This is a genomic window from Rhodococcus sp. NPDC019647, assembly GCF_044389235.1.
GTDB classification, from domain to species: Bacteria; Actinomycetota; Actinomycetes; order Mycobacteriales; family Mycobacteriaceae; genus Rhodococcus_F; species Rhodococcus_F oxybenzonivorans.
In genome coordinates, this window is sequence record NZ_JBIRXS010000008.1 from 133,159 (window position 1) to 144,953 (window position 11,795).

An 11,795-nucleotide genomic window follows, 5' to 3' on the forward strand; every position below is an offset into this window, starting at 1 on the left:
CCGTGTCGACAAGTGTCTCCACGCTCGCCGAGACCACGGCGCGAGTGCAGGAGGCCACGACGTTTCTGTTCGTTCCTGGGAACCGCAGCGACCGGTTCGATAAGGCGCTCGCCACCGGGGCGGACGTCATAGTCCTCGATCTCGAGGACGCGGTGGCACGAGGAGACAAGGCCACAGCGCGAACCGAGGTCGTTCGGTGGTTGTCCGAGGGCGGACGCGCATGCGTGCGCGTGAACTCGGTGGGCGACCCCGAGCACATCGGTGACGTGGATGCCCTGTCGGATCTGCCGGGACTCACCGCTGTCATGGTCCCCAAGGCGGACGATTCCGTCCGGTATATCGATCTCCGCCAGCGACTCCGGTGCCCCGTCATCGCGCTGATTGAATCCGCGGTCGGTGTGGACCGGTCGGGAATGATTGCCGCCGACCCGGGCGTCGCGCGGCTGGCGTTCGGCCATCTGGACTACGCCGTGGATCTCGGCGCGGAACCAACGCGTATCGCGATGCTCCACGCTCGGTCACAACTGGTGCTCGCGTCACGAGTGGCGAACAAGCCGGGACCGGTGGACGGGGTGACGACGGCACTGAACGACGGTGCGGTTCTCGCCGACGAACTCCGCCATGCCATCGAACTGGGTATGGCCGGGAAGCTGCTGATCCACCCTTCACAGGTTGCGCCGAGCCGTCTGGCCTTCCACCCCAGCGATATCGCCGTCGCTCACGCACAGAAGATCGTAGACGCCGCTGCGTCGGGTGCGGCGGTGCGCGTGGACGGCTTCATGGTCGACGCGCCGGTGTTGGCCCGCGCCCACGCGGTTCTGCGCGCTGCGGGCGTCCTGACCCCCACGTCGACTGAGACGATGCTGGTCGGTACGACGCCGGTCAGTACGACATAGACAGGATTTGGTCGCGGTTGTAGAGGAGATGCGGATGCTGCTCGCGCAGATGGTGCTGAACCTCGTCGACCAGAAGGTCGGCGGTGAGCCCTTCCATGAGCTCCCCACACGGACATTGCACGTAACGTCTTCTCTCAGCCGTCATGTCTCGACAATAACCGGCGGTCAGGTCTCGGTGTGTCCTCCCATATCGCTCAACCAGCGACAATGCGTCCAGAGTATGAGGACGGGGAAAATCCTGGCATTGCGATGACGGGCACGTCAGCACAGGATCGACAGTGATCGGGATCTCACCGGTGCAGGCGACGAGCCGACACCGAAGTTCGGGATCACGCTTGACCTCGCAGCAAGGAGAACTTATGTCCATCACCGTCGACCGGCCGAGCAACCTCGACCGCACCCGCTTCTTCATCGACGGCACCTGGATCGACCCGGTCCGCACAGAACTCCGGGACCAGATCGAGGCTGCCACCGGCGAGCGCATCGGGGTGGCCGCGCTCGGGAGCGAGGCCGACATCGACGCAGCCGTTCGCGCCGCCTGCCGGGCCCTGGACGAGGGCCCCTGGGGCCGAACGACTCCCGCCGAGCGCGCCACCGTGCTCCGGGCATTCGCCGACGCTCTCGACGCCCGCGCGAGTGATACGGCTGCGCTCGTCAGCCGCGAAAACGGGATGATTCTCGGGTTGTCGCAGGCACTGAACGGGGGAGCCCCGGGGGCTCTCCTGCGCATGTACGCGGACATCGTCGAGAACCTGCCGCTCGAATCGGTTCGCCCGAGCCAGGCCGGATCCACCATCGTCCGCCGCCTGCCCGTGGGCGTCGTCGGCGCCATCGCCCCGTGGAACTTCCCACAGGCCCTGGCAATGTTCAAGATCGCGCCGGCCCTCGCTGCCGGGTGCACCGTCGTTCTGAAGCCCTCACCGGAAACCGCCTTGGACTCCTATGTTTTCGCCGACGCGGCCCAGGAGGCCGGTGTGCCGGCCGGAGTCCTCAACATCGTTCTCGGCGACCGCGACGCCGGCGCCGCACTGGTCTCGCACCCGCTCGTGGACAAGATCGCGTTCACCGGGTCCACCGAGGCAGGCCGCATCATCGGCCAGGAGTGCGGCCGCTTGCTCCGTCGTTCCACTCTGGAACTGGGCGGAAAGTCCGCGGCGATCGTGCTGGAGGACGCGAACATCGAGACGTTCCTCGCCGGATTGGACAACGCGTCGTTCCTGAACAACAGCCAGACCTGTACCACGCAGTCACGAATATTGATTGCCCGCTCCCGCTACGACGAGGTCGTGAATGCAGTCGCGAGCTTTGCCGATTCCTACACTCTGGGTGACCCGCTGGATCCGTCGGTGACCATGGGGCCGATGGCGACAAGCACCCACCGGGACAAGGTGCTCGGCTACGTGGAGATCGCGAAGAATTCGAACGCGCGCTTGGTGACGGGGGGTGGTCGGCCTGACGGTCTCGATCAAGGGTGGTTCGTGCAGCCCACGGTGTTCGCCGACGTCGATAACTCCGACCGCCTGGCGCGCGAAGAGGTGTTCGGCCCGGTCATGGCTTTGATCCCATTCGAGGGAGACGACGATGCGGTCCGAATGGCGAACGACAGCAATTACGGCCTCGGAGGATCCGTGTGGAGCGCGGACGAGGATCGGGCCCTGGGGGTGGCTCGCCGGGTCCGCACCGGCACGATCGGCCTGAACTACTACACCCTCGACCTCGGCGCACCGTTCGGAGGGTTCAAGGACTCCGGGCTCGGACGCGAACTCGGTCCCGAGGGCATCGATCCCTACCTCGAGTACCAATCCGTGTACGCCTCGACCCGCTACCTCGAGTCGTGACCACACCGGCCGGGTCTGCCCGGAACACAACGGCGTCCAGCCCCGCCGAGGTCGTCGCCGCGTACTTCGCCGGTGTCGCCGCAGGCGACGCCACCGCGGTGGCGGACCTCTTCGCCACGGATGCCGTGCTGCACAACGCAGCCGGCACGCTCTCGGGTGCGGACGCAATCAGACGCATGTACGACGGCGGATTGAAGGCAGGGAAGATGATTCCCTCGCCCGGCAAGCTCGTCGTCGACGGCGACAACGTGGCAGTGGAGATCGACCTGAATGCCAACGGTTCGCAGGTCGTGCTGGGAGATTTCTTCACCGTCCGAAACGGCAAGATCACTCGACTCGCGATCTACAGTCTCACCCCGAACGGTGGTCGCCTGCTCGAGGACGTGGGTGTCGATCCGTCCAGCCGCCGTTCGTAACCGGTGGCGACGACCCGGTCTGTCGACACCACCACACCAAGCATCAACGATTACAGGGAGCATCATGAAGGTCGCAGTTTTCGGTCCGAATCGACGAGTCGGCGTTGTCGTCGGCGATGACGTCGTCGACGTCAACGGCGCGTACACCAAATATCTCACCGAGCGCACGGACAGCGTGCGTCCGGCGGCGCGGGCAGCCCACGAGGTGCCGGCCGATCTGAATTCCTTCATCGAGCAGGGGGATGCCGCGCTCGCCGGTGCACGCGCGGCACTCGACTTCCTGTCGGAGAGCAGCGTCGACATGGGGGTCGACGGTGAACAACTGGTGTTCCCCCTGGACGCAGTCACGCTGCACGCGCCGATCGAAGGCCAGTCACGAATCTTCGCGGCACTGGCCAACTTCGCCGACCATATGCAGGCCGCTGCCGACAACACTTCCAACGGGAGCGACAAGTCCACCCTCGACCGGCTGGTGTCCGGTGGTCCGAAATACTTCATCAAGGACCCGCGCGTCGTCTCTGCCGACGGTGACGACCTGACCTACCCGCGCCGGACCAACCTGCTCGACTACGAGGCAGAAGTGGCCGTCGTGATCGGAAAGCGCGCGAAGGACATCGCGGCCGACGACTTCGGTGCGTACATCTGGGGTTACACGCTGGTCAACGACTGGTCCATCAGGGACAACGTCTCATTCGGACCGGACTTCCAATACTCGAAGAACTTCGACGGCGCCGCAACGGTGGGTCCGTGGATCGTCGTCGACGAGGGTTTGGATCCGCAGGACATCCCGGTGGAAGCGCGCATCAACGGCGAGGTTCGGCAAAGCGGGAACACCAAGTCGATGATCCACAGCTTCGCGTCGCTCGGTGAGTATCTGTCCAGGGACTCCACGCTGTTCCCCGGCGATCTGATCAGCGGTGGCACCCCCAAGGGTACGGCCGTGGATTCCAGCACCCGCGACGCCGAGGGCAAGTTCGCAGACGATTCGCTCTTCCTGAACCCAGGTGACGTCGTGGAGATCAGCTCCACCGCACTGGGCTCCATCACCAACACGATCGCCGGAACGCGCGGAGGGCAGAAGTAGTCATGGCCGCGAAAAAATTCTCGGTCGGTGGTGTCTCGTACGACCGGCCATTCAAAATTCGTCGTCTCAACCATTTCGGTATCAGCGTCACCGATACCGGCGAAGCGGTCCGATTCTACCGTGACGTCCTCGGGTTCGTGGTCGCGGACATGCTCGATCTGCAGAAGTACGATCCCGGTGTGTGGTTGGACGGGCTGTCCGACACCAGGATCTACTTCCTGCGGCACAACAGTGACCACCACACGCTGGTACTGATGCCCCGTCCGTGGGTGGACAAGAACGACAACCCGGCTCGGGACGACATTACGGTCAACCAGATCACCTGGCAGGTGGGTTCATTGCGCGAGGTGGTGCAGGCCCGGTTGTGGCTCGAGGAGCAAGGCTCCACGATCGAGCGGTACGGCCGCGACCCGGGTTCCAACTGGCACACCTACTTTCCGGATCCCACCGGTCACACCAACGAGCTCGAGTACGGTATCGAGCAGGTGGGCTGGGACGGCGTCAGCAAGCCCGAAGTGATGTGGCCGTGGGCAAACGAGCATCCCGAGCTACCCACCAAGTCGGAGGCGAGCGAGCTCGAGGAGGCCGAGGCGAAGGGTATCGACCTCACCTCGGGACACCGTTGGGTCGACACGCTGCCCAAGACTTACGACGTCGGCGGAGTGTTGCTCTCCCGTCCGTTCAAGCCGGTCCGCATCGGTCCGGTCAGCATCTTCGTCGCCGACCTCGATGCGGCAGAACACTTCTACATCGAGACGCTCGGACTGGTGAAGAGCGAGGAGTCGACCGTCGAGGGTCACCGCGTGCTCTTCCTGCGCGCCAACACCGAACACCACAGCATCGCGCTCTTCCCGCTCGAGGTCCGGAGTGCACTGGGACTGAGCGACAGCACGACACTGCTGTCCTTCGGCGTCCAGTTGGGTTCCTACGAGCAGTTGCGGGACGCGAAGACCTTCCTCGAAGAACGCGGCGTCAAGCTGATCGATCTACCGCAAGAAATTCACCCCGGCATCGACTACGCCATCCACGCGGTCGCGCCGGACGGGCACGTGATGCAGCTCTACTACTACATGGAGCAGGTCGGGTGGGACGGCACCGTGCGCTCACCCGACAACCGACGCCGCGTCGAACCCGGAGTCTGGCCCGAGACGCTCGAACCCATGTCCGATACCTATGGCGGCGAAACGTTCTGGGGACCGCTCGGATGACGACGAATCCGACGATCACCATTCATCGTCACCACGAAGTGAGGAAAGTACTTGCCTGAGCACAACACCGAGAGGCGAGTCGCAGCGGTCACCGGCGCAGCGCAAGGACTCGGCGCCGACATCGCGCAGCACCTCGCCGAAGACGGATTCTCCGTTGTCCTTCTGGACATCCAGAAGGACGGGCTCGAGATATCGAAAAAACAGATCGAGAGCGTCGTATCCGGCATTGAGCTGCTCACGCTCGTGGTCGACCTGGCGGACGAGGCGGCCGTCGTCGCTGCGTTCGCTGAGATCGACCAGCGGTTCGGCCGTCTCGACGCATTGGTCAACACCGCCGGAGGTAGCGGAACGGATCCGGTGCGCTCGCTCGACGACCTCAGCGTTGATGTCTGGCGTCGGGTACTCGACAACAACGTCACCAGCGCGTTCCTCTGCAGCAGACAGGCAGTATCCCTGATGCTGCGACACGGCTACGGTCGAATCGTGAACTTCTCGTCGGCGGTCGCCAACGGCCTGGCGGGTCCCTCGGGCACCGTCGGTGCCCGGTTGCCGTACGCCGCATCGAAGGCTGCGATCAACGGCTTCACGAAGCAGTTGGCGAAAGACCTCGGTACCACGGGCATCACCGTCAATGCAGTGTCGCCCGGTCTGGTGCTGCCGACCGCGGGCCGGGTGCGGACGATCTTCGAGGCGCTCCCGGACGACGTGCAGGATGTGACACGCACGGCCATCCCGTTGGGTCGCACCGGAACCGGGACCGAGATCGCGGCTGCGGTCGGATACCTGGTGTCCGAACACGCCGGCTTCACGTCGGGCTGCATCCTCGCGGTGGACGGAGCTGCATCATGAGTGACGTACTCGGCATTCCTGTCGTGTTCGTTCCGGCGCTCGGGTCGGACGCCCGCCTGTGGCGACCGGTAGCCGACATCCTCGGCGACAAGGTCTCGAGTGTCGTGGTGCGCGCGGACGGCAGTTCGATCGAGGCCATGGCCGATCGCGTGCTCGAGCAGACTCCGCAGGACTTCTTCCTCGTGGGCAATTCCATGGGCGGGTACGTTTCGCTCGAGATCGCGCTCCGGAGGACCGGTCGCGTGCGAGGCCTGGCACTCCTGAACTCGTCCGCAATCGCCGCCGATTCCGATCGACGCGCAAATTCCCGCCGCCTCGTCGAGAAAGTACGAGCAGGGGAATTCGACCAAGCAGTGACGATGATTTCGGACGCTGTAGCCCCGCAGCGGCCCGATGTCGCCGAACTCGCGGCCACGATGGCCCGCGATCTCGGTGACGAGGTGTTCATCGCACAGCAGACGGCGGTGTCGAATCGACGCGATCGACGCGTCGAACTGGCCACGCTCGACGTGCCCACGCTGGTAATCGCGGGTGAGCACGACACGATCACCCCGGTCGCGCTCGGATCCGAGGTCGCCGACTCGGTGCCGGGTGCGGAACTGGTCGTCCTCCCCGGGGTCGGTCACCTTTCGACGCTCGAAGCGCCCGGCGCCGTGGCTTCACACCTGCTGTCCTGGCTGTCGCGCCAGGTCATCTCTTCGAGGATACGACTGTGATCGAGTTCGACCACTCGACACTCGGGCAACGGGTACTCTTCGCCCGCGGGCGGGCGGTGGACAACATCGCCGCTGCCGTGGGGGACCTGTCCGCGTCGCGCGTTCTGCTCATCGCTGATTCGTTCGTGTCTGGCCTCGCTGACGAGGTGGCTCACCGAGTGCCGGTCGTGGCACGCATCGACGACGTCATCCAGCACGTGCCGGTGGAGAACGGCAGTACTGCTGTCGATCTCGCTCGTTCGGAGGGTGTCGACGCGGTCGTGTGCATCGGGGGTGGTTCGTCGACGGGGCTTGCCAAGTTTGTCGCCCGTGACACGGAAATTCCGATCGTTGCGGTTCCCACCACGTTCGCCGGCTCGGAAGCGACCGACGTGTGGGGACAGACGAACGGCGACCGTAAGACCACGGGATCCGATCCGAAGGTCCTGCCCCGGATCGTGGTCTACGACGTCGATCTCTTCGTCTCGCTGCCTTCCCGACTAGCGGTTGCATCCGGGCTCAACGCCGTCGCCCATGCGGTGGACGCATTCTGGGCACCGCGAGCCGACCCGATCGACACGGCACTCGCCACCGAGGGCCTCCGCGCGCTCATTCCCGGCTTGCGAGCGATGTCGGAAAACCCCAACGATCTCGATGCGCGCGAAGCCACGCTCTACGGGGCCTACCTCGCGGCCGTTGCGTTCGCGTCGGCGGGCAGCGGGCTGCATCACAAGATCTGCCACGTTCTGGGCGGTGCATACGGGCTTTCACACGCCGACACGCATGCCGTGGTGCTGCCCTACGTGGTGGACTTCAACGGCCCAGCCGCGCCGAACGCTGCACACCGGGTGTCCGACGCGCTCGGTGGCGCGCCGGCCGCCCGCGGCCTCTACGAACTCCGGCGGGATCTGGGTGTCGTCGATTCCCTCGCAGAGCTGGGCATGCCCGAGCACGGGATAGACACCGCCGCGGAGCGCATACTCGCAGCGGTTCCTGCATCGAACCCGCGGCCCGTCGCCCTCGATGATCTGCGTATTCTTCTCGCCGCCGCGTGGGCGGGCGAACCGATCGACGAACAGGACCGAGCATGACGACCCCGCAGGAGCGAGCGAACCCGTCGACTGACCAGGCCGCCCGTGAGCAGGCACTGGTCGACACCGTCCTGGCGTCGTTCGACGAATCGCCGAATACCCGGCTGAAAGAGATCATGAAAGCGGTAGTTCAGCACCTTCACGCCGCAGCCCGGGAAGTGAGACTCACTGAGGCCGAATGGAACACTATGATCGCGCTCCTCACCGAAACGGGACAAAGGTGTACCGACACCCGGCAGGAGTTCATCCTGCTGTCCGACGTGCTCGGCCTGTCCATGCAGGTGATCGGAATGAACAACCCGTCGATCGCGAATGCCACCGAGGCGACGGTGTTCGGCCCGTTCTTCGTGGAAGGCTCACCCAGGATCGAACTCGGCCAGGACATGTCGTTCGGCGCTTCGGGGGAGCCGTGCTGGGTGACCGGGGGTGTGCGCGATATTCACGGCAACCCCGTTCCCGGCGCCCGTATCGAGGTGTGGGAGGCGGACGAGGACGGGCAGTACGACGTGCAGTACGGAGACGATCGCGTCGCCGCTCGTGCGCATTTCTTCGCGGACGGCAACGGCGAATTCCGGTTCTGGGGTCTGACTCCGACTCCCTACCCGATCCCGCACGATGGTCCGGTGGGGCGGATGCTGGCGGCGGTCGGTCGCTCGCCGATGCGGGCCAGCCACCTGCACTTCATGGTGACCGCGCCGGAGTATCGGCGCTTGGTGACCCACATCTTCGTCGACGGTGACGAAATCGGTTGGAGGGATGCCGTGTTCGGGGTCAAGCAGTCGCTCATCAAAACGTTCGAGCGGCACCCCTCGGGGCCCACACCGGACGGGCGCGCGGTGAGCGGTCCGTGGAGCGAGGTTGCGTTCGACATAGTCCTCGCCCCCGACGTATGACGGTGAGATCACTCGTCCCCTCGATCGATGCGCGAGGTGGCGAAGTGGCCCGTCAAGAATTCCAGAAATGCTTTCGCCGCACTCCCCGTCGGCCCGGAACCCCGCGTGATCGCACCGTATAACCGGAACGCGTTGACGTCACCGATCGGTATCTTGATCGTCGGTGACTGCTGCTCGGCTCGAGGTGCCGGCACGATGGCGATGCCGTTGCCGTGCCGGACCAGAGCGCGAAGCGTGGACAATTCGGTTGCTTCGATACTGATGGTGGGAGTGAGGTCGGCGTCCTCGAAGAGGTGGTCGACGACCTGGCGCAGCCCGTAGCTAGGGCCGAGGGCGAGCATCGGCCGCGCAGCAATGTCGGCAATGGTGATGGACTCGCGATCGACGAATTCGTCACCGGGCGGCACTTCGAGGCACAGTAATTCTCGGCCCAACGGCACCCAGGCGAGGTCATCCGCGTTGGGCCGGGGCGCGACGAAGCCGACGTCGATCCGTCCAGTGCGCACGGCATCGACAACAGCGTCCGCGGCGCCCCCTTCCAGTTCGAACGAGGTGTGCGGCGCCACCTGGTGATACCGATCCAAAAGGGTAGGAACGAGCCATGATCCGAACGAATGGAGGAATCCGAGCGAAACCACTCCGCGCTCGGGGTCCACCAGCGTTCGGATCTTTTCCTCACCTTGGGTGAGTTCCTTCATCGCTCTCACCGCGTGCGCATGGTAGATCTCACCGTATTTGTTCAGCCGGAGCCGGTTCTGATTTCTGTCGAAGAGTTTGACGCCCAATTGGCGTTCGATTCGCGCCAGCGCGCGCGACAATGTCGGTTGGCTGACATGGAGCTGTGTGGCGGCGTTGGTCACGTTCTCGGTTCGTGCCAGGACGACGAACCATTCCAGCTCACGGACTTCCATGGATGAAACGCACTTCCTCTCGTGTGCGCCCGGAGGCGTACTCGGTGTCGGTGAACAGTTGGTGATCCACGCGATCGTGGGGTTGGGCAGCTCCTACGCTGCGGCGATTCCGTCCATGGCGGCAACGAGACTGCTCGCGGCGTCCGAGCCGACGAGACCGGCTCGGTGCAACGCCGGGACCGTCACTTCGGCAAGAAGCTCCACCGTGCCGGCGTTCGCGAGTGGGAGGAGCGTAACCCCATCAGCGACACCCGCTGCTCGTATATCCGCAGCCAAGCAGGCGAGACCTGCCGGCGTGCCCACGTATCGCAGGGTTGTCGGAGAGGAGGGGGTCGCCAATTCCAATTCTCGAAGCGCCAGACGCGCCGCCCGCGCGGTGGGGGCGATCAGGATCTCGACATCGAGCAGCGCCGCGGGCCGACGTGCGGACTCGTACTCAGCCTCGTCGAGCCGCCTGCAGTACGCGGCCGTGGCCAATTGCAGGTCGAGGGCGCGGAATCGCTCCGTTCGCTCGTCGCCGGGTGTCACGGATCCGGATGCGACATCGGGATAGGTGTGGCTGCATTCGTGCCCGAAGGCCGGGTGATGGCCACCTTCGACGAGATCAACCGCGACGCGCAAGCGCCGCTGGCGGACCGCAGACGGGGGAGCGGAGTGGTGAATCATGTCGGGCATCTGGGCGAGGAACTGTTCCCCATGCGATGCCGCATTCGAGATGAGCGACATGCGTTCACTATCGCAGGGTTTCATCGAGTTGCCGGCCTCATGTTTGTTCGATGGATATGCCTCAGATGAATAGTGAACCCAGGCAGGATCTGGCCGATTCGACTTGACGGCGACCTGGTGTGGGAATTTTCCTGCGCGCCTCTCATTGCAGTCCTCCGTGGCGTTCGCCGGTGCTAAGCCGACACCGGCCAGGCAACAGGTGGTGTAGTTTGTGGCTCGTGTTTCGAGCCTCGTTCGAACGGCGAGCGGTCGGATCGCTTCGGGAGCGACGAGACACCAGCGACGAAATTGAGGAAGCGCCGTGCGGCCTCGCAGCTCGGACCATGTGGGCGGACGACCGCTCCGTAGCACCGGAAGGCGGTCGGGTCGCTGAGCGGGACGGTACCGGTCGCGGACGCATGTCCCGGTGGGGCTGCGGGCACGACCGCCACGCCCATTCCGGCCGCGACCAGTGCTTGGAGTGTGGGCAGTTCGGTGGCCTCCATCGCGATGCGGGGGCTGATCCCAGCCTCCCGGTATAGACGGTCCGTGGCCTCGCGTAGGCCGTGCCCGGCCTGAAGCGCGACCATTGGTTCGTCCGCCAAGTCCGCGATCGCGATGTCGTCGCGGCCTTCGAACTCATGGCCCGCGGGAACCGCTACACACAGTGCCTCATGTCCGAGCGGTATCCACTCGAGATCATCCGCAGTCGGCTCGGGAGCCACGAAGCCGATGTCGAATTGTCCTTTTCGCACGCTCTCGATCACGGAACGGCAAGCTTGTCCGTGCAGTTCGAAGGACGTGCTCGATCCGACCTCCCGATACCGTTTGAGTAGGTCTGGTATCAGCCACGCGCCGAAGGAATGCGCGAACCCGAGCGACACCGAGCCTCGATCGGGATCGATCAGTGCGGCGATCCGCTGCTCCCCACGGTCGATCTCGCTCAGCGCCCGCAACGCGTGGGCCTGGAAGAGCTCACCGTACTTATTAAGGCGCAGCCGGTTCTGATGGCGATCGAAAAGCTGCACTCCGAGTTTGCGCTCGATTCGGCCCAAAGCCCGCGACAGTGTGGGTTGGCTGATGTGCAAGCGGATCGACGCCTCCGTGATGTGCTCGGTTTCGGCCAGCGTTGTAAACCACTCGAGCTCGCGCAATTGCATGGTGAACCTATCGTGGGAAGGGACGCCGTCGCTGGCGCATATATACCGG

Annotated in this window: 13 protein-coding genes; 9 read left to right on the forward strand and 4 right to left on the reverse strand. The window is 64.8% G+C overall.

Features of this window, described 5'->3' with window-relative positions; genetic code table 11:
* Positions 1-2 precede the first annotated feature (2 nt).
* On the forward strand, positions 3-896 hold the full coding sequence (locus tag ACH49N_RS17690; protein ID WP_358273405.1) for a CoA ester lyase: 894 nt from the start codon (positions 3-5) through the stop codon (positions 894-896).
* Here ACH49N_RS17690 and ACH49N_RS17695 read toward each other — a convergent pair.
* Complete coding sequence (locus ACH49N_RS17695) at positions 883-1,041, reverse strand: DUF1059 domain-containing protein (protein ID WP_358273403.1); 159 nt, start codon at positions 1,039-1,041, stop codon at positions 883-885. The genes ACH49N_RS17690 and ACH49N_RS17695 overlap by 14 nt on opposite strands.
* A gap of 214 nt (positions 1,042-1,255) precedes the next feature.
* Here ACH49N_RS17695 and ACH49N_RS17700 point away from each other — a divergent pair, with 214 nt between their 5' ends.
* From ACH49N_RS17700 to ACH49N_RS17735, 8 genes are all read left to right on the forward strand, one after another.
* Positions 1,256-2,734 carry an aldehyde dehydrogenase gene (locus ACH49N_RS17700; protein ID WP_358273401.1) on the forward strand — a complete coding sequence of 493 codons (1,479 nt, stop codon included), beginning with the start codon at positions 1,256-1,258 and terminating at the stop codon, positions 2,732-2,734.
* Positions 2,731-3,150, forward strand: coding sequence for a nuclear transport factor 2 family protein (locus tag ACH49N_RS17705; RefSeq protein WP_358273400.1), 420 nt, complete (start codon positions 2,731-2,733; stop codon positions 3,148-3,150). Before ACH49N_RS17700 ends, ACH49N_RS17705 begins: the two co-directional genes overlap by 4 nt.
* Positions 3,151-3,214: 64 nt before the next feature.
* Complete coding sequence (locus ACH49N_RS17710) at positions 3,215-4,234, forward strand: fumarylacetoacetate hydrolase family protein (protein WP_358273398.1); 1,020 nt, start codon at positions 3,215-3,217, stop codon at positions 4,232-4,234.
* Positions 4,235-4,236: 2 nt separating this feature from the next.
* Positions 4,237-5,442, forward strand: coding sequence for a VOC family protein (locus ACH49N_RS17715; RefSeq protein ID WP_358273396.1), 1,206 nt, complete (start codon positions 4,237-4,239; stop codon positions 5,440-5,442).
* A 51-nt stretch (positions 5,443-5,493) separates the two neighbouring features.
* The gene (locus ACH49N_RS17720) at positions 5,494-6,291 is read left to right on the forward strand and encodes an SDR family NAD(P)-dependent oxidoreductase (protein ID WP_358273395.1); all 798 of its coding nucleotides are present in this window, start codon (positions 5,494-5,496) and stop codon (positions 6,289-6,291) included.
* The gene (locus ACH49N_RS17725) at positions 6,288-7,007 is read left to right on the forward strand and encodes an alpha/beta fold hydrolase (RefSeq protein WP_358273394.1); all 720 of its coding nucleotides are present in this window, start codon (positions 6,288-6,290) and stop codon (positions 7,005-7,007) included. Before ACH49N_RS17720 ends, ACH49N_RS17725 begins: the two co-directional genes overlap by 4 nt.
* A complete protein-coding gene (locus ACH49N_RS17730; RefSeq protein WP_358273393.1) occupies positions 7,004-8,077 on the forward strand; it encodes a maleylacetate reductase in 1,074 nt (357 codons plus the stop codon). Before ACH49N_RS17725 ends, ACH49N_RS17730 begins: the two co-directional genes overlap by 4 nt.
* Positions 8,074-8,970 (forward strand): dioxygenase, encoded by an 897-nt coding sequence (locus ACH49N_RS17735; protein WP_358273391.1) that lies wholly within the window; start codon positions 8,074-8,076, stop codon positions 8,968-8,970. The genes ACH49N_RS17730 and ACH49N_RS17735 overlap by 4 nt, the downstream gene beginning before the upstream one ends.
* A gap of 8 nt (positions 8,971-8,978) precedes the next feature.
* Here ACH49N_RS17735 and ACH49N_RS17740 read toward each other — a convergent pair whose 3' ends face one another.
* The 3 genes from ACH49N_RS17740 to ACH49N_RS17750 form a co-directional block, all read right to left on the reverse strand.
* Positions 8,979-9,881: a LysR family transcriptional regulator gene (locus ACH49N_RS17740; protein ID WP_358273389.1), complete on the reverse strand. Its 903-nt coding sequence runs from the start codon at positions 9,879-9,881 to the stop codon at positions 8,979-8,981.
* A 93-nt stretch (positions 9,882-9,974) separates the two neighbouring features.
* Positions 9,975-10,607 (reverse strand): hypothetical protein, encoded by a 633-nt coding sequence (locus ACH49N_RS17745; RefSeq protein ID WP_358273388.1) that lies wholly within the window; start codon positions 10,605-10,607, stop codon positions 9,975-9,977.
* A 173-nt stretch (positions 10,608-10,780) separates the two neighbouring features.
* On the reverse strand, positions 10,781-11,746 hold the full coding sequence (locus ACH49N_RS17750) for a LysR family transcriptional regulator (RefSeq protein WP_358273387.1): 966 nt from the start codon (positions 11,744-11,746) through the stop codon (positions 10,781-10,783).
* Positions 11,747-11,795 lie beyond the last annotated feature (49 nt).